The following is a 17,008-nucleotide window of genomic DNA, read 5'->3' as shown; positions in this document are numbered from 1 at the left end:
GCCCTCGAATTAAGCGGCCTTTTCCTTGGCCTTGCGCGGCAGGTGCGCGACGATGTTCTCGATGATGCGCATGCCGGCATTGTGGCCGAGCGTCATGATCGATTCCGGGTGGAACTGCACAGCGGCGATCGGCTCCTTGCGGTGCTCGAAGGCCATGATGATGCCGTCCTCGGTCTCGGCGGTGACGACAAAACCATCGGGCAGCCGCACCGGATCGGCAAAGATCGAATGATAGCGGCCGACCGTCACCTCCTTGGGCAGGCCGGAGAAGATGATGCCCGGCTTCGACACGCGGATGCGCGACGGCTTGCCATGCATCGGGATGTGCAATTGCCGCAATTCGCCGCCATAGGCCTCGGCCAACGCCTGCAGCCCGAGGCAGACGCCGAAGATCGGCAGGTCGCGCGCACGGGCTCGCTTGATGGTGGCGGCGCAGTCGAAGTCCTTCGGCGTGCCGGGGCCGGGCGACAGCACGACCAGGTTGGGCTTCAGCCGGTCGAAGACCTCGTCCGGCACCGGCGTGCGCACCGTCGAGACATTGGCGCCGGTCTGGCGGAAATAATTGGCCAGCGTGTGGACGAAGGAGTCCTCGTGGTCGACCAGCAGGATGTTGACGCCATCGCCGACCCGCGCGGTGCTGCGTTCGGTGCTGGCGGCATTGCCTGACTTGGCGTCGCGGATGGCGGAGATCATGGCGGATGCCTTCAGTTCGGTTTCGGCTTCTTCTTCTTCGGGTATGCTGTCGAAGAGCAGCGTGGCGCCGGCGCGCACCTCGGCAATGCCGTCCTTGATGCGGATGGTGCGAAGCGTCAGGCCGGTGTTCATGTCACCGTTGAAATTGACCATGCCGATCGCCCCGCCATACCAGGCGCGCGGGCTCTTCTCGTTCTGCTCGATGAAGCGCATGGCCCATAATTTCGGCGCGCCGGTGACGGTGACGGCCCAGGCATGCGACAGGAAGGCGTCGAAGGCGTCCATGCCTTCGCGCAGCCGTCCCTCAATGTGGTCGACGGTGTGGATCAGGCGCGAATACATCTCGATCTGGCGACGGCCGATGACGCGCACCGAGCCCGGCTCGCAGACCCTCGACTTGTCGTTGCGGTCGACATCCGAGCACATGGTGAGTTCGGACTCGTCCTTCTTGGAATTGAGCAGCTTGAGGATCTGCTCGCTATCGGAAATGGCATCGTCGCCGCGCTTGATAGTGCCGGAGATCGGGCAGGTCTCGACGCGGCGGCCGTTGACGCGAACGAACATTTCCGGCGAGGCGCCGATCAGATATTCGCCCTCGCCGAGATTGATGAAGAAGGAATAGGGCGAGGGATTGATGCTCTTCAGCTTGCGGGAAATCTCGGAGGGCTGGGTTTCGCAGCGTTCGTAGAACATCTGCCCCGGCACCACTTCGAACAGGTCGCCGCGCTCAAAGCTCTTCATCGCCTTGCGCACCAGCTTGGCATATTCGCCGGGCTCGTGGTCGCCGCGCGGCGGGATCCGGTCGGCGGTCCTGAACGGCTCGACGATTTCGTCGCGCGGCAGGCCTTCGGTCGAAAAGCCGTCGCCGGAATAGTCGTAGCGGTCGGTCCAGGCCTTGGTGGAATAGTGGTCGACGACGAGGATCTCGTCGGGCAGGAACAGCACGAGATCGCGCTGGCTTGGCTTGCGCTCGAGCTTGTAGTCGACCGGATCGAACTGGAAGGCGAGGTCGTAGCCGAAGGCGCCATAGAGGCCGAGATTGGCGTCTTCCTCGGTCTTGAACAAAGCAGTGATGGCGCGCAGCACGGTGAACACGGAGGGAACGCGGCTGCGTTCCTCTTCGGTGAAGACACGGCCGGGCTTGGCGACCTCGAGGCGGATGAGTTTGTTCGACGTCTCGGCGATCGTGACATCGTCAAGGCCAGCAAGCACCGTACCGATCACCGGCAAAAGCACCTCGCCACGGCGGTTCAGCGCCTCGATGCGCATGGCGCGGCCGCGTGCCGAGATCACCAGCGGCGGATCGATGATGGCGGTATCCCAGCGCGTATAACGGCCGGGATATTCGTAATTCGAGGAAAACACGGCGCCGCGGCGCGAATTCAGGCCATCGACATAGCCGTCGATCGCGCCCTCATATGGCCGGTCATGGCGCTGGCGGGTAATCGCCACGCCACCCGCGGTGACGAAGCGCTCGGCGCCATTCTCCAGAATTTTCGTCGTCATTGCCGTCTCCATCAGCGTCTTTGGGGCAACGGACCCGGGAATGGCTTGAAAAAACAAATGGCCGCCCGGACATTCCGCTGCGGCCACCTTCTATTGTCACGCGAACGCGTTCGAACAGGCCGCTGTCAGCGAGCCCACCACCAAATGGTCTTGATCGAACGCATATTCATGGCGAAATCCATAGCCGCGAAAAGCGGTATGCGCAACAGGTTTGAAAGTCTGTGGGGTGGCTGCTGCTTTCGCAACCCATGGCACATGGCCAAGACCGGCAGTCCTGCCTAGACTCTGCATCAAACAGCAGGAAGACGGGAAAACATCGATGACCGAGCAGATCGACCGCGCACGGACGTTCCATTCCCTCCATGTCAAGGGCAACCCGATTGTCCTCTACAATGCCTGGGACCCAGGCTCCGCCAAGATCATCGCGCAAGCAGGGGCCAAGGCCATCGCCACCGGAAGCTGGCCGGTCGCGGCCGCTTTCGGATTCGCCGATGGCGAGAAAATCCCGTTGGAACTGGCGCTCGAAAACATCAAACGCATCGTTGCGGCGGTGGATCTGCCGGTAACCATGGACCTCGAGGGCGGTTACGGGGTCGCTCCGGAGGTTGTCGCCCGCAGCGTGGCGCTCGCCGTGCAGGCTGGAGCCGTCGGCTTTAATTTCGAAGATCAGATTGTCGGCGGCAGTGGGCTGCACGACATCGCCATACAGGTGAGGCGGATCGAAGCCGCCGCGGCGGCCGTGAAGACCTCGGGTATTCCGGCCTTCATCAACGCCCGAACCGACATTTTCCTGAAGGCGAAACCGGATGCGCACGACAAGGCTCTCCTCGATCAGGCGATCGAGCGGGCGCACGCCTACGAAAGGGCCGGAGCGCATGGCTTCTTTGCGCCGGGGCTTGCCGATGAAGGCCTGATCGAGGCGCTCTGCCAGGCAACGGCATTGCCGGTCAACATCATTGCACTGGCGCATGTGCCGCCGCGCCAGAGGCTTGCCGAACTCGGCGTCGCCCGCGTGAGCCATGGTCCGGTGCCTTACCGGCAGATGGCCGAATGGCTGGAGTCCAAGGCGCGACAGGCGATTTCGGGGTAGCCTGGCGGGTTGCGTCAGTCCTCCAGCGTCCCCGACCTTGCATCGGCACTCTTCCTGTCGCCGACCAGCTTCAAGAGGTCCTCGCCGGCGCGAATTATGCGGCGCGAGCGGCGTGTCAGGATGAGGCCGGCCTGGGGCGCCAACACTTCCGTGCGGCCGTCGGGCTCACCCGGCGCGTGGACGATGGTGGCAAGGCGCGCACCCTTGGTGACGCGGTCGCTCGGCTTCACGTGGTAGAGGATCGCGCCCGAACGGGGCGCCGGCATCATCTCGATATTTTCGATCGGCGCGACGAGTCCTACGAAGCTGCCAGACGCGGGCAGCGCCTGATCCCGGATGACGCCGCGCGCCACCAGCAGCCGGTAGAGCCCTTCGGCGTCGGCGCTTGCGAGGGCGCCGTCGACGTCGAGTATGCCGCGATATTCGACGGTGGTGGCGACGCGCCGATCGAGGCGCGCGACGTCGGCGGGAACGTTCTGATACGGCATGATCGAGGCGCCTTCGAAGGTGCCGTCGGGATCTTCGTGCCACAGCATCACCGCATCGACGCCCATAGCCGCCGCACAATCCGCCATGGCCGGCCACAGGCTGGTGTGGACGTAGAGGTAGGCGAGGCCTTCATCGTCGCAGTGCAGGTCGAGCACGATGTCGTGGCCGATGGAGAGCTGCAGCAGCCGCGTCTTCAGCCGCTGATCGACCGTGCCGTGCGCCGGCAGGAGCGTGAGGTCGGGCGCGGCGAGCCGCGGAAAGCCGCGATTGAAATTGGTGCGCGTCCCCAGATGGAAGCGGCCCTGATGGTCGCCATAGAGATATTGCGCGCGGCCGATCGGATTGGCCCAGGGCACGATGGTCATATTGCCGCTGATGCGGCCTTCGGCTTCCGCCCTGCTGAGCATCGGCATCAGCGCATCGATGGCAACGACGCCCGGCAATTCGCCGGCATGAAGTGCCGCCTGCAGATAGGCCGAAGGCGCTGTCTTGTCCGTTCCGGCGAAGCGGAAGACGGGGAATTCGTAGGAAACGCCCTCGCTGTCGCCGGCGATGCGTTCGATGGATTTCTGCACAGGATGCCTCCGGGAGAAGAGGCGGAACACATGCCCTTTTGCCGATAGGCTGTCGATTGGTCCAGCCGCTGCCGCTATGGGCGCACGATTCTACCCGGCCGTCACACCAGCGGCTTCAATTCCTGGGCGATGGTCGGCAGAAGCTCCGAGACGTTCGGGTGGATGTGCACGGCACGCGCCAGCGTGCTGACCGGCGCCTTGGCATACATCAGGTCGAGCACACAGTGCACCGCTTCGTCGCCGCCCGGGCCGAGCACCGAACAGCCGAGGATCTCCTTGGTGTCGGCATCGACCAGGATCTTCATGAAGCCTTGCGTCTCACCTTTTTCGACGGCACGGCTGACACGGGTCATTGGCCGCTGGCCGACAAGGGCGCGGCGACCGGATTTCCTTACCGCAGCTTCGGTCATGCCGCAGCGGCCGAGTGGTGGGTCGATATAGAGCGCATAGGCCTCGATGCGGTCGCTGACCCCGCGCGGATCGTTGTCGAGCAGGTTGGCGGCGACGATCTCGTAGTCATTGTACGAGGTGTGGGTGAAGGCGCCCTTGCCGTTGCAGTCGCCCATCGCCCAGATGCCGGGCACGCTGGTGCGCAGCTGGTCGTCGACGACGATGAAGCCGCGTTTGTCGACCTCGACGCCGGCTTTGTCGAGGCCGAGATCGTCGGTGTTTGGCGTGCGCCCCAGGGCCAGCAGCACATGCGAGCCGACCGCAGCCGCCTTGCCTGGCGAGAAGGTCACGGCGATTTCGTTGCCTCGCCTGGCGAAGCGGATATCGTCGGCGCCGAGATGGACGGCAATGGCTTCGTTTTCGAGGATCGACAAAATGGCGTCCGAGACGTCATCGTCCTCGCGGCCGATCAGGCGCGGGCTCTTTTCGATGACCGTGACTTCGGAACCGAAGCGGCGGAACATCTGCGCGAATTCGAGCGAGACATAGCTGCCGCCGACGACGATGAGATGGCGCGGCAGCACGTCGAGATCCATCATCGACGAATTGGTCAGGTAAGAAATGCCGTCGATGCCGGGCAGATCGGGCACCGAGGCGCGGCCACCGGTGTTGAGGAATATCTTTTCGGCGCTCAGTAGATCGTCGCCGACGCGCACCGTATTGGCGGTCACGAAGCGCGCATGGCCGCGATAGAGCGTGCATTTGTCCATGCCGGCAATCCAGTCTTCGAGATTGCCGCGAGCGTCGTTCGAGACTTTGTCCTTGCGCGCCTTGATCGCCTTGTAGTTGACGCCGACGGGACCGGAGAGCGTCACGCCATAGTCCGCGGCGCAGCGGGCGAGATGCGCGGCATAGGCGCTTGCCACCATCGTTTTGGTCGGCGTGCAGCCGGTGTTGACGCAAGTGCCGCCGACCAGCTTTCGCTCGATCAGCGCCACGCTCATGCCGGCCGCATTCAGCCGGCCGGCGAGCGGTGGGCCGGCCTGCCCGGCACCGACGATGATGGCGTCGAATGTCTTTGCCGTCATGCCACCGCCGCCACGATCAGAAGCCCGCCGACGATCGCCACCGCGTCCTCGATGAAGGCGGCGGGCGGGTCCTTGCCGAACGCGGTGGCCAGGCGTTTACGCGCCTCGGCGCCGCCCAGCGTGCCGATCACCGCGCCGACGGCGCCGGCGATCAGGCCGCCGATGGTGGCGCCGCCGGTGGCGCCGATCACCGCGCCGGTGAAAGCGCCCGAGACGATGCGCGTGCCGAATTGCTGCGGCACCTTGCGGCTCGGCGCCGATGGCAGCTGGTCGGTGACCAGTTCGGCGATGGCCAGGATGGTGAAGATGCCGACGGCGATCCAGTGGCCCATGAAACTCGCCCAGGTGCCGGTGACCGGCAACCAGCCTAGCCAGGCGCCCCAGGCGACCGCGGCGGGCGCTGTCATGGCGCGAAGCCCGGCAACGATGCCAATCAGGAGTGCAAGAATGTACAGCATGATTGATCCCTCGATGGCCGGCTTGGGACAGGTCCGAGAGAGCAAGCTACCATAGGTCCGGTATTTGACCAGAGGTGGTGTCGCCGCCGGCGCTTCCGTATTTTCACCAGTTGTGCTTGGCAAAGATTGAGACTGGAGTTGCGGCCATGACGGGGAGCGAACGCACGAAAATGGCGGCGGGCGAGTGGTATTGCTGCCTCGACCCGGAACTGGAGGCGCTGCGGATCACGGCACGCGACGCGGTGTTCGAGCACAACAGCCTGCCACCACGACAGCGCGGCGATATCGGGCCTGCCTTGCGGGCGCTGCTCGGCGCTGCAGGCGAGGGCGCCCGGATCGAAGCGCCGTCCCACTGCGCTTATGGCTTCAACATCTTTCTCGGCGACCGCGTCTTCCTCAATGCCGGCTGCACCATTCTCGATACGGCGCCAGTGCGCATCGGCAAGGGAACGCTGCTCGGCCCCAATGTGCAGATCTATTGCGCCGAGCACCACAGGGAGGCTGCGGGGCGACGGGCAGGGCTGGAGATCGCCAGGCCGGTCGAGATCGGCGACAATGCCTGGATCGGCGGTGGTGCCATCATCCTCGGCGGGGTCAGGATCGGCGATGGCGCCATCGTCGGCGCCGGTGCCGTGGTGACGCGCGACGTGGCGGCGAACACCACGGTGGTCGGCAATCCGGCACGGGTAATCAGGAGCGGGTGAGCCGGATCAGCGTGAAGCGCCGCGTCTATCCAAATCGACACTCCTCGAGAATTCGCGCCGGTATTGCACGGGCGAGGTTCTGAGCCGCGCCGCGAAATGCTGGCGCAGCGAGGTGGCGCTGCCGAAGCCGGCCTCGAAGGCAACCGTATCCATCGATTTTTCCGTTGCTTCCAGCAGCCGCTGTGCGAGTTGCACACGCTGGTCGGTCAGCCAGTCGCCGAAACTGGTGCCGATCGTTTTCTGGAAACGGCGCGTGAACGTCCGGCGGGTGAGGCCGGCGAGACCGGCAACGCTGTCCAGACTGTGCGGATCACCCAGGGTTTTGCGCACCGTTTCGAGAGCCTGGGTGAAGCGGTCCGCATTGCCGGTTCTGGCGATGGGACGTTCGATGAATTGCGCCTGCCCGCCCTGCCGATGCGGAGAAAGCACGATCTGCCGGGCAAGGCGAAGCGCTGCCTCCGCGCCGTAACGAGCCCGTACGACGTGCAGGCAGCAGTCAAGCCCGGCGGCGACGCCGGCGGATGTCACGACATCGCCATCGTCGATGTAGAGCACTTCTGGTTCGACGAGAATGTCGGGATAGAGTTCCTGCAGCTGATCCGCGTAGGCCCAGTGCGTCGCGGCTCGCCGCCCCGAAAGCAATCCGGTCGCCGCGACAGCGAACGTTCCCAAGCACAGTCCGACAATCAGCGCGCCGCGCTCGTGCGCGCCAAGCAACGCCTCGATCAGTGTCGTCGGCGGTGAGATCCCGAGATTCTTCCAACTCGGCACGATGACGATATCGGCATCATCGAGCGCTGAAAGCGCGTGCGGGACGCTGATGGTCAGCCCGGCATCAGTGCGGATCGGCCCGTTCTCAATCGCGCAGACCCGGAAGTCGAAGCGCGGCAGGCCGAGCGTCGTGCGATCCGCGCCGAACACGAGACACGGCACGGAGAGATGAAACGGGCTGATGCCATCGAAGGCGATGGCGGCAACGACAGGATCGGCCATGGGAGCTCCAGCAAAGGGTGACACCGATTGTCCCAATTCTTTCGAACAATGTCAATCGGGACACTTTTTGCGATCCGGCGCCGCGCTTATCGTCCACCCATCAATGCCAAACGGGAAAGGAAAACCCCATGTCGGACCCAGCCAAAGGCAAAGCTCCACGCCGCGCCCTCATCGTCATCGATGTTCAGAACGACTATGACGGCGGCAACCTCGCCATCCAGCATCCGCCGTTCCGCGAAAGCGTCGTCAATGTGGCGCGAGCGATGGACGCGGCCACTGAGGCAGGCGTCAAGGTGGTGGTCATCAAGCAGTTGGCACCGGAAACCTCATCGGTCTTCGCCAAGGGCAGCCATGGCGCCGAGTTGCACCCGGAAATCGCCAGGCGAAACCGCGACCACTACATCGAAAAGAACTTGCCCAGCGCCTTCACCCGCACGGATTTAGAGGAGTGGCTGCGCGCCAACTCTATCGATACGATCACGGTCATCGGCTACATGACGCATAATTGCGATCTGTCCACGGTCATCCATGCCGTGCATATGGGTTTTGAGGTCGAGTTCCTGTCGGACGCGACGGGGTCGTTGCCCTATGCCAACAGCGCCGGCTACGCTTCGGGCGAGGAAATCCATCGCGTCGTGACGATCGTATTGCAGTCGCGCTTCGCGGCCGTTCTCAAAACCGCCGAATGGATCGATTGCCTGAAGACCGGCGTGGTACCCCAGCACGACACACCCTATGCCTCCAACCAGCGCGCGCTGGCGCGAAGCGCGGCGTAGGAGACTATTGCGAGCAGGCAGAAGGGCGCCGCAGCGTTGCGGCGCCCTTTGCCGTTCGAGCGTTGATATCCTTAGAACAGGCCCTCGATCTGGCCCATTTCGTTCAGGAAGATCTTTTCCGAGGATGGCGCTTTGGGCAGACCGGGCATGGTCATCACCTCGCCGCAGATGATGACGACGAAGCCGGCGCCGGCAGACAGCCTGACCTCGCGCACCGGCACGGTGTGGCCGGTCGGCGCGCCGCGCAGATTCGGATCGGTGGAGAAGGAATATTGCGTCTTGGCCATGCAGACCGGCAAATGACCGTAGCCGGCGTGCTCCCAGGCGTGGAGCTGGTCGCGCACCGATTTGTCGGCGATCGCTTCGGAACCGCGATAGATGCGCTGGACGATGGTGTTGATCTTCTCGAACAGCGGCATGGCGTCGGGATAGAGCGGGGCAAATTGCGACGCGCCGGATTCGGCCAACGCCACGACTCTTTTGGCCAGTTCCTCGATGCCGGCCGATCCCTGAGCCCAGTGCTTGCACAGGATCGCCTCTTCGCCCATCGAGGCGACATAATCCTTCATCGCCTGGATCTCTGCCTCGGTGTCGGAGTAGAAATGGTTGATGGCGACCACGGCCGGCACACCGAACTGGCGGATGTTCTCGATGTGGCGGCCGAGATTCGCACATCCCTTCTTGACCGCCTCGACGTTCTCCTTGCCGAGTTCCTCCTTCTTGACGCCGCCATTCATCTTCATGGCGCGAACCGTGGCGACGATGACCGCCGCTGCCGGCCTCAGGCCGGCCTTGCGGCATTTGATGTCGAAGAACTTTTCGGCACCGAGGTCGGCGCCGAAACCGGCTTCGGTGACGACGTAATCGGCAAGCTTCAGCGCCGTCGTGGTGGCAACGACGGAGTTGCAGCCATGCGCGATGTTGGCGAAGGGGCCGCCATGGACGAAAGCCGGGTTGTTCTCCAGCGTCTGCACGAGATTGGGCTGCATGGCGTCCTTCAAGAGTACGGCCATCGCGCCGTCGGCCTTGAGGTCGCGGGCATAGACGGCCGACTTGTCGCGACGATAGGCGACGATGATGTCGCCGAGGCGCTTTTCCAGGTCCTTCAGGTCGGTCGACAGGCACAGGATGGCCATGACTTCCGAGGCGACTGTGATGTCGAAACCGGCCTCGCGCGGGAAACCGTTGGCGACGCCGCCGAGCGAACAGATAATCTCGCGCAGCGACCGGTCGTTCATGTCCATGACGCGGCGCCAGACGACACGGCGGGTGTCGATGCCGAGCTCGTTGCCCCAATAGATGTGGTTGTCGATCAGCGCCGACAGCAAGTTATGGGCGGTGGTGATGGCATGGAAATCGCCGGTGAAGTGGAGGTTCATGTCCTCCATCGGCACGACCTGCGCGTAGCCGCCGCCGGCGGCACCGCCCTTGACGCCGAAATTCGGTCCGAGCGAAGCCTCGCGGATGCAGACGATGGCCTTCTTGCCGATGCGGTTGAGGCCATCGCCCAAGCCCACCGTCGTCGTCGTCTTGCCTTCGCCGGCCGGTGTCGGGTTGATGGCGGTCACGAGGATCAGCTTGCCGTCCTTGTTGCCCTTCACCGACTTGATGAACTCGGCCGAGATCTTCGCCTTGTCGTGGCCGTAGGGCAGAAGATGTTCGCTCGGAATGCCGATCTTCTGGCCGATCTCCTGGATCTGCTTCTTCCTGGCGCCGCGCGCGATCTCGATGTCGGACTTCACTTCGGCCATGACGGCTTCCCTCTGAATTGAACGGATTCGATTACTGTGGTCGCAAGCCCGGCACTGCAGGCGCGGGCATGTTCTACCCCTGTCGCTGCCGCGGCGTCAACTTTCATGCAACTATGTTTCCTACGAAGAAAGCGCCTCTGCGGTCGGCTGCCCTGCTACAGGTTCTTTTTTCGCGCCGGTCGCCGCGCCGTATAGAAGCCAGAGCAGGCGCGGTTCCGCCGTCTCAAAACAGCCGCGTAATACGCGAAAAGCGACAGAAGCAACGGCGCAAATTCACCAGCGCCGGCTGCGCGGAACAATCCGCTACTGCGTCAGCACGTTGCTGATCTCGACCATGTTCGAGCGGACCCTGAGTATGTAAAACCCCATCGTCGTCAGATGTGTCGGCAACAGCCAGCCGTCCTCGCGGCCATTGGCGATGATGAAGGGCTGGATGCGCAGCGCCGAGACGAATTGCGCGTCCATCGTATCCCACAGGTTCTGCAGGTGCTTTTCCTTGATGACGTCCTCGAAGTCGGCCTGCGCGCCCTTCATCAGCCCGTAATAGGCATAAAGCTGGCCATAGGCGAACCAGAAGCGGTCGTCGGCACGGGTGTCGAACCAGCCGTTGTTGTGGTTTTCGGCACGCTCCTTGAGGATCGCCGAGGTCGAGCCGATGTCGGACGAGATGCGGTCGATATACTGCTTGAGATTGTCGGCGCGGGCATCGAACGTGGCCTGGCAGGCTGCCAGACGGGCGTTGAAGGAACGCAGCTTGCGCACCGCGTCGCGATAATAGCTCGGCGTCGGCGTCTTGGGACCAAACGGGTTCAAGCCGAAGTACCAGGTTTCCTCATCGAACTGCAGATTGCCGCGGGCGTCCTGCAGGTCGGCGTCGATCTGCGAGGTGGTGCGGACGCGGCCGAGATTGTCGGCAAGCTCGGTCGCCGTGCGCCGCACCGCCTGGTTGATGCCGCGCTGGAACGAAGCCTTGTTGTCCATGAACGGCGTGTGGTCCCAGTCGATGCCGAACAGGCCGAGCTTGTAGAGGATCATCGACGACACCCAGGCATTCTGGTTGACGTTGAAGTCGGTCAGGTCGGCCGCAACCTGGGCAATGGCTGAATTTCCGCAGGTCTTGGCCGTGTCGGTGCCGGCGCCTGCAGAGACCTGTTCACCGGCGGAGCTGTTGCGCTTTTCGAACGTGTATTTGTCGACGTAATTCGGGTCGAAATTGTTCCACCACTGGGTGGCGTAGAAGAAATTAATGTAGAGGCCGATCAGCACGACGACAGCCAGGCCGAGCACCGCCTTCAGGATCCAGCCGCGTTGCGTGTACCAGCGCCCCGCCCATAGGAACGGCCACAGGATCGCGCCGATGAGCAAGCCGATGCCGCGGCCAATCCACTGGAAAATCCGGGTGAAGAAATTCACGATCGGATCAAGCATGGCGATGTCACCCCCTCAGTCAGTCAAGCCGTAGAGGCGTGTGCGAAACGCCACCTTGTCCTTCAAATATGTGGTTTTCAGAACGTCCACAACATGCGATCGCCAAGCGTCGCTGAAGCCGTCATAATCCCTGTAGAAGCCCGGCTTGTTGAAGACGTAACGCGAGACGAAGTCCTGCGGCACGAAGTCCGAGATCAGCTGGTTGGTCAGCCAGGCGTCTTGATGGTCCGGCTTGGCGCGGATCACCAGGAAGCGCTGCTGCGGGAACACATCCTCTATCTTGAGATGGCCAAGTTGGGCGATCTCGCGCTTGGCGGCGTTGAGGAAGGGAAAATTGCCGTCCCTGGTGATCAGATCGGCGTGGCCGTGGATCCAGGTCTGCAGCCAGACCTTATCGACGTCGGTCAGATTGCGGTCGGGCTCGGCGTCGCGGATCAGGGCGCGCACCACCATTTCGGCGCGATGCTCGAGATAGCCGGAGGTTTCGATCCATGAGGCGCGAGGCAGCTCGATGCGGCCGGTCGAAGCGAGGAACTTGAACACCTTGTCGGCGTCATGGATCGAGAGATAGCTCACCTGCCACGGCCGCGAGCGGCGGAAGCCGGGCGCTGCCGGGTCGCTGATCACCGTCGTCACGTCGGGATCGACGAACACATAGAGCCCGCCGAAATGGCTGGTCCAATAGGCGTTGTGGCGGAAGATCACCTGGTCCGGCACCAGCGCATTCTCGCGGATGTCGCCGCAGACCTTCGCCAGCTCGACCATGTGTGCAAGCATGGCATTGTCGCGCCAGGCATCCGGTTCCTGCTTCAGCCGGTCGACCAGCTTGCCGAGCTCGGCGGCCTTGCCCAGCACGTCCTCGGCCGACAGCACCTTGAACTCGACCTGATTGATCGACAGCAGATCCTCGATGTCGTCGACCTTGGGGACTGAATCCTCGATCTCGCCGTAGATGACGTCCTTGATTGTCAGCGCATCGATGGCGCGCTGGTTCTTCGACATGAACTCGTACATCAGCAGCGAGGTGTTGGAGAAAGCCGTGTGCACCACCGGCAGGTCGATCTGCGACGGCGTCAGGATGATGAAGCGGCGGTTGACCTCGTTCGGATCGAGGTAGCTGTAGTCGCCGCATTCCTCGGCGACCTGCGGCGAAAAGCCGGTACGGTCGATCTCGAAGCTTTTCAGCTTGGTCGGCTTCAGCCCGAAGGCGACCATCGCCTTGTTGTAGCGCTGGATCAGATGCGGCTCGTCGACCGTCAGCAGCCGGCCGTAGATCAGCTCGTTGTCGCGTAGCAGGTCGGGTTTCTTGGCAGGGCTCATGCGCGTAGTCCCAACGGATCTTGCGCTGGATGACCGAGCTCCAACGCTGACGCCCCCCTCTCCCCGTTCTTCACGGGGAGAGGGTAAGGGTGAGGGGCAGCGCAAACGGTCAAGGACATGTCTCTCCATAGCCTTTGGCGGCGACAAATCGAAGATCACGCGTTTCGATATGGCGTTCGAGGCGCCCTTCGATCGCAGCCACCACTGTTTCAAGGACTGCTTCCCGCTCCTTCAATACGTCTACGTTCCAAAAGCGAAGGATAGACCAGCCATCGGAGACGATGAAGCGATCTCGGATTCGATCATATTGGCTGCCGACATGCTGACTGCCATCGACTTCGACGACGAGCTGGCAATCTCTGCAGGCGAAATCGACGAAGTAAGAGCCTATCGGCAACTGCCGTACGAATTTATGGCCGTTCAGTCTGCGGTCGCGCAACTCCAGCCAGAGCGCGGTTTCTGCATCGTTGTCGGATTGACGCAGGCGCCTTGCGCGCTTGGTTGTGTCTATTTCTGGCCCACGCATGCGCTGCCCCTCACCCTTACCCTCTCCCCGTGAAGAACGGGGAGAGGGGGGCGTCAGCGTTTGAGCCACGTCTTTCAGCGTTGCTGTGGGAGCTTATGCATCGCACCGGAAACAGTGCTATCCGGTGAGAAGGAAGATCACGCATTCCACATTCCCTTCTTCTTCAACTCCTCGATCTCGCGGACGGCACGCTCCCGCAGACGGGTGTCGCGGATCATCTTGGTCACCGCCGCATCGTCCGACTTGTCGGAATAGCGGAATTCGGAATCCGCGTAGCGGTTGATCTCCTGCATGACCATGTCCATCGAGAACGGCCCGCGCAGTTCCTCGATCATCGCCTTCTTGTCGTCGTAGGTTTTGTGCATGAAGGCTTCCGGCTTTTCGAACCACTCGTCGGGCAATTCGATGTCCATGGCGCGCATCTTGATCGCGTCGGTGACGTTCTTGATGGCGCGGCCGGTGAAACGCGGCTCGGCATCCTTGATCAAGTGCAGATAGGTGCCGATATCGGCCATCGACTTCGGCGCGCCGTTCTCCTTCATGTAGCGCTCATAGACCTTCATCAGCCCGTCTTCCTGCGGCTTCTCATGCTCCTCGTAAGCCTCCATCACCGCGCGCTGGATTTCCTGAGCGGCATAGAGCTTGTGGTCGCCGAGCGGGATCTTGTGGTTCTTGCCGGCGAGCAGGACGAAGATGTCGATGTAGTCGTCGCGGCTCTGCGGGCCGTCGACCAGCCAGCGGGCGCCGGCGCGCTGGCGCAATGCGTCGTCAACGTTTTCGGGATAGTTGGAAAACATGCCGAACGAGCAATTGCCGCGCACCACGGTTGCCGCGCCGGCAAATGCGTCCATCAGCACACCGGTGATTTCCTGCTGGCCGGCCGAGGCGCGGTCGTCTGAGCGGCGTGCGGCGACCTGGTCGATATCGTCGATGGTGCCGAAGCCGATGACGCGCGGGTTCAGCACATTGTTGATGAACTGGCGGCAGTTCTGGCCGGACTTGCCCTGGTAGGAGGAGATCTGGTCGACGCCGAAATTTTCGTAGGCGAAGGGATAGCCGGCGACTTGGCAGTAGCCGTTGAGAAGGCCGGCGATCATCTGGATCAGCGTCGTCTTGCCGGTGCCGGGCGCGCCGTCGCCGATAAACGTGAACAGGAAGCCGCCAAGCTCGACGAATGGGTTCAGCTCGCGCTCGAAGTCGTACGCCATCAGCATCTTGGCGAGCTTTACCGACTGGTACTTGGCGATGTGGTTGCCGACGACCTCTTCCGGTTTCTTGAAGGTCATCACCAGCGGTTTTGCCCGCTTGCCAGGGGCGACGTCGAAACCATCGAGGGTAAAATCGTCGACGTCGATGCGGATATGGGCGTTCTCGAACGGGCCGATGCCGTCGAAGCGGCCCTTTCGCGCCAACAGCCCGTCGATGGCTACGCGGGCAAAGGCGCGGGCGCGGGTCATCAGGTCGGCGTCGTCCTTCGAACCTGCTATCGCCCTGTCGAGCCCGGCCACGATCGACTTCACCGCATCCTGCGGGGTGTCGAACAGAAAGTCCGGCTCGGGCGTGTCGTTCGGCGCCTCGCCGTCGCTGTCGATCAGCTGGAACAAATAGGAGGCGAGGCTGAAGGCGGAGATGTAGGCAGAGGCCGACAGCAGCTTCTTGAAGGTGGCAGCTTCGTCGCCTTCGAGCGGCGCGCGGGCGTTTTTCGCCTGCAGGCTTTCGAGGTCCGAGCCTTCGGCGAAGACATCCGATATGGCTAGCGCTATTGCCGCCCCGCGCCGAGCGCGAAACAACAGCATGTGCTGCGGTATGGTCAGCAATTGGTCGTCGGGATGGACGGCGGCGACGGTTTTGGCGAGCTCGACCTCGCGCGTGCGGCGAACCGAGCCGACCGAGACGGTCGAGACGAAGCGGCGGTTGGTGCCGGCAAGCGCTGTGCCGGACTCACGCGATGGGTCTTCCAGCACGACGATGCGGGTGATGAAACTTTGCGCAGTGGCGCGGTGCTTTTCAATTGCCGCTTCCGGGATGGTGGTCAGGCCGGTGTCCATGGAAGATGCTCCGCGATTTGACGGTCAGACGTCGCTGATGACCTGCCCTTTGGACAGGATGTGGACCTTGTAGCCCGAAAAGATCTTCTGCGCCTCGCCGGCGGCATAGAGCGCCTGATAGGCCTCGTGCGGGATCAGCGCATGGTTCTCATAGCTCGACACGCCCTGGCGCGCGGCCTCGAGATCGTCGGTATTGATGAAGAATTCCTGCGTCGTCTTTTCGCTCGAGAACAGCCCCTTGCGGCCTGGCTTCTCGGCCTTGGAAAAGACCTCCTGGATGGTCCAGGTCAGCAGCCAGGCGTTTTCCGGCTTGCGCACCTTGGCCAGCACTTCGCTTACCGTCGAATTGTTGTCGGTAATCCCTGCAGAATAGAACGGGCCGAGCACGACGCGACGCATCTGCTTGGGATGCAGCGGTTCGAAATCCTTGTCGAGGTTGACCGCGATGGTCGCCGGCGACAGCGTGTAGGCGGAATTCTTCTCGGTGAAATCGTCGAAACGGTGGGCGAGCTCGGGATTGAGCAAGCCGTCGACCGGCAGCGGAATGTCGACCCTCTCATTAAGCTTGCCGCCGGAGTCGACCAGCTGCCGGATCATGTCGTCGGAGGAATCCTCGACCGTCAGCATATAGACCAGCGGCAGGTTGGCGCTGCCGTCGAAGCAGGCCCAGTGGACCAGATAATAGGGCCGCAACGTCTTCGGATTGACCGAAACCTTGGCCGTCTGGGCCAGCGTGAACGGGCCAAAGGTGGTCTCGCTCTTGACGTCTTCGAGGTAGAGCCGCTCGGCCATCGACTTCTGCAGCGCTTCGGGGAATTCCTTGTGGCGCAGGATGAAGTCCGCCATTTCCTCGCGCAGCTCGTCGGCCAACGGGAGGTTGGCGAGGCGCGCATCGGCCTGGCGGCGGTCGTTTTCCAGCTCGAGCAGGTTCTGGAAGACCGGAAAACCGCTTTCGGCGCGCGAGATGCGGAACGTCTCGGTGAAGCCCAGCCGGTTGCGCCAACACGAGAACGACTTGTCGAGCCGCGCGATGTATTCGGCGACGATCTTGGCGACGATGCCATGCCGGTAGAGCGGCGAGCGATCGTCGCGCATGAACACTTCGAGGCCGCCAAGTGCCGCCGCGATCGCCGAGAAATAGCGCGCCGCCGCTTCGTTTTCGGGGGTCATGCT

Annotated in this window: 14 protein-coding genes; 3 read left to right on the top strand and 11 right to left on the bottom strand. The window is 62.9% G+C overall.

Going from position 1 to position 17,008, the window contains the following annotated elements:
• Positions 1 to 9: 9 nt before the first annotated feature.
• Complete coding sequence (locus tag NKH91_RS00835; protein WP_352494779.1) at positions 10 to 2,199, bottom strand: anthranilate synthase; 2,190 nt, start codon at positions 2,197 to 2,199, stop codon at positions 10 to 12.
• Between the two features lie 319 nt (positions 2,200 to 2,518).
• On the opposite strand from NKH91_RS00835, the gene NKH91_RS00830 reads away from it, so the two are divergent.
• On the top strand, positions 2,519 to 3,289 hold the full coding sequence (locus NKH91_RS00830; protein ID WP_352846542.1) for an isocitrate lyase/PEP mutase family protein: 771 nt from the start codon (positions 2,519 to 2,521) through the stop codon (positions 3,287 to 3,289).
• 14 nt (positions 3,290 to 3,303) lie between these two features.
• On the opposite strand, the gene NKH91_RS00825 is transcribed toward NKH91_RS00830, so the two are convergent.
• The 3 genes from NKH91_RS00825 to NKH91_RS00815 form a co-directional block, all read right to left on the bottom strand.
• Positions 3,304 to 4,353, bottom strand: coding sequence for a M14 family metallopeptidase (locus tag NKH91_RS00825; protein ID WP_352846544.1), 1,050 nt, complete (start codon positions 4,351 to 4,353; stop codon positions 3,304 to 3,306).
• A gap of 101 nt (positions 4,354 to 4,454) precedes the next feature.
• Positions 4,455 to 5,831, bottom strand: coding sequence for an FAD-containing oxidoreductase (locus NKH91_RS00820; protein ID WP_352846545.1), 1,377 nt, complete (start codon positions 5,829 to 5,831; stop codon positions 4,455 to 4,457).
• Positions 5,828 to 6,289, bottom strand: a complete 462-nt coding sequence (locus tag NKH91_RS00815; RefSeq protein ID WP_352846548.1) for a DUF4126 domain-containing protein — start codon at positions 6,287 to 6,289, stop codon at positions 5,828 to 5,830. The genes NKH91_RS00820 and NKH91_RS00815 overlap by 4 nt, the downstream gene beginning before the upstream one ends.
• Before the next feature lie 146 nt (positions 6,290 to 6,435).
• Between NKH91_RS00815 and NKH91_RS00810 the strand changes: the two genes are divergently transcribed.
• Positions 6,436 to 6,993 carry a sugar O-acetyltransferase gene (locus tag NKH91_RS00810; RefSeq protein WP_352846550.1) on the top strand — a complete coding sequence of 186 codons (558 nt, stop codon included), beginning with the start codon at positions 6,436 to 6,438 and terminating at the stop codon, positions 6,991 to 6,993.
• A 6-nt stretch (positions 6,994 to 6,999) separates the two neighbouring features.
• Here NKH91_RS00810 and NKH91_RS00805 read toward each other — a convergent pair whose 3' ends face one another.
• On the bottom strand, positions 7,000 to 7,986 hold the full coding sequence (locus NKH91_RS00805; protein WP_352846551.1) for a helix-turn-helix domain-containing protein: 987 nt from the start codon (positions 7,984 to 7,986) through the stop codon (positions 7,000 to 7,002).
• Positions 7,987 to 8,114: 128 nt separating this feature from the next.
• Between NKH91_RS00805 and NKH91_RS00800 the strand changes: the two genes are divergently transcribed.
• Positions 8,115 to 8,762, top strand: a complete 648-nt coding sequence (locus NKH91_RS00800; protein WP_352846554.1) for a cysteine hydrolase family protein — start codon at positions 8,115 to 8,117, stop codon at positions 8,760 to 8,762.
• Positions 8,763 to 8,833: 71 nt separating this feature from the next.
• Here the strand turns inward: NKH91_RS00800 and NKH91_RS00795 are convergent, their stop codons facing one another.
• The 6 genes from NKH91_RS00795 to NKH91_RS00770 form a co-directional block, all read right to left on the bottom strand.
• A complete protein-coding gene (locus NKH91_RS00795; RefSeq protein WP_352494783.1) occupies positions 8,834 to 10,513 on the bottom strand; it encodes a formate--tetrahydrofolate ligase in 1,680 nt (559 codons plus the stop codon).
• Positions 10,514 to 10,816: 303 nt separating this feature from the next.
• The gene (locus NKH91_RS00790; RefSeq protein ID WP_023719239.1) at positions 10,817 to 11,941 is read right to left on the bottom strand and encodes a DUF2333 family protein; all 1,125 of its coding nucleotides are present in this window, start codon (positions 11,939 to 11,941) and stop codon (positions 10,817 to 10,819) included.
• Positions 11,942 to 11,956: 15 nt separating this feature from the next.
• The gene (locus tag NKH91_RS00785; RefSeq protein ID WP_023719238.1) at positions 11,957 to 13,261 is read right to left on the bottom strand and encodes a DUF6638 family protein; all 1,305 of its coding nucleotides are present in this window, start codon (positions 13,259 to 13,261) and stop codon (positions 11,957 to 11,959) included.
• 109 nt (positions 13,262 to 13,370) lie between these two features.
• The gene (locus tag NKH91_RS00780; protein WP_084642682.1) at positions 13,371 to 13,787 is read right to left on the bottom strand and encodes an endonuclease domain-containing protein; all 417 of its coding nucleotides are present in this window, start codon (positions 13,785 to 13,787) and stop codon (positions 13,371 to 13,373) included.
• Between the two features lie 137 nt (positions 13,788 to 13,924).
• A complete protein-coding gene (locus NKH91_RS00775; protein ID WP_352846555.1) occupies positions 13,925 to 15,835 on the bottom strand; it encodes an AAA family ATPase in 1,911 nt (636 codons plus the stop codon).
• A 24-nt stretch (positions 15,836 to 15,859) separates the two neighbouring features.
• On the bottom strand, positions 15,860 to 17,005 hold the full coding sequence (locus NKH91_RS00770; protein ID WP_352846558.1) for a hypothetical protein: 1,146 nt from the start codon (positions 17,003 to 17,005) through the stop codon (positions 15,860 to 15,862).
• Positions 17,006 to 17,008 lie beyond the last annotated feature (3 nt).

This window comes from Mesorhizobium sp. M0894 (assembly GCF_040319725.1).
In the GTDB taxonomy this organism is placed as follows: domain Bacteria; phylum Pseudomonadota; class Alphaproteobacteria; order Rhizobiales; family Rhizobiaceae; genus Mesorhizobium.
Note: the sequence above shows the minus strand (reverse complement) of the source record. Positions and strands in the feature narration are given on the sequence as shown.

What these genes read in the sequence shown, in the direction of transcription:
- NKH91_RS00835 (WP_352494779.1), bottom strand. Translation starts at nt 2,199, where the DNA reads ATGACGACGAAAATTCTGGAGAATGGCGCCGAGCGCTTCGTCACCGCG.
- NKH91_RS00830 (WP_352846542.1), top strand. Translation starts at nt 2,519, where the DNA reads ATGACCGAGCAGATCGACCGCGCACGGACGTTCCATTCCCTCCATGTC.
- NKH91_RS00820 (WP_352846545.1), bottom strand. Translation starts at nt 5,831, where the DNA reads ATGACGGCAAAGACATTCGACGCCATCATCGTCGGTGCCGGGCAGGCC.
- NKH91_RS00815 (WP_352846548.1), bottom strand. Translation starts at nt 6,289, where the DNA reads ATGCTGTACATTCTTGCACTCCTGATTGGCATCGTTGCCGGGCTTCGC.
- NKH91_RS00810 (WP_352846550.1), top strand. Translation starts at nt 6,436, where the DNA reads ATGACGGGGAGCGAACGCACGAAAATGGCGGCGGGCGAGTGGTATTGC.
- NKH91_RS00805 (WP_352846551.1), bottom strand. Translation starts at nt 7,986, where the DNA reads ATGGCCGATCCTGTCGTTGCCGCCATCGCCTTCGATGGCATCAGCCCG.
- NKH91_RS00800 (WP_352846554.1), top strand. Translation starts at nt 8,115, where the DNA reads ATGTCGGACCCAGCCAAAGGCAAAGCTCCACGCCGCGCCCTCATCGTC.
- NKH91_RS00795 (WP_352494783.1), bottom strand. Translation starts at nt 10,513, where the DNA reads ATGGCCGAAGTGAAGTCCGACATCGAGATCGCGCGCGGCGCCAGGAAG.
- NKH91_RS00790 (WP_023719239.1), bottom strand. Translation starts at nt 11,941, where the DNA reads ATGCTTGATCCGATCGTGAATTTCTTCACCCGGATTTTCCAGTGGATT.
- NKH91_RS00785 (WP_023719238.1), bottom strand. Translation starts at nt 13,261, where the DNA reads ATGAGCCCTGCCAAGAAACCCGACCTGCTACGCGACAACGAGCTGATC.
- NKH91_RS00780 (WP_084642682.1), bottom strand. Translation starts at nt 13,787, where the DNA reads ATGCGTGGGCCAGAAATAGACACAACCAAGCGCGCAAGGCGCCTGCGT.
- NKH91_RS00775 (WP_352846555.1), bottom strand. Translation starts at nt 15,835, where the DNA reads ATGGACACCGGCCTGACCACCATCCCGGAAGCGGCAATTGAAAAGCAC.
- NKH91_RS00770 (WP_352846558.1), bottom strand. Translation starts at nt 17,005, where the DNA reads ATGACCCCCGAAAACGAAGCGGCGGCGCGCTATTTCTCGGCGATCGCG.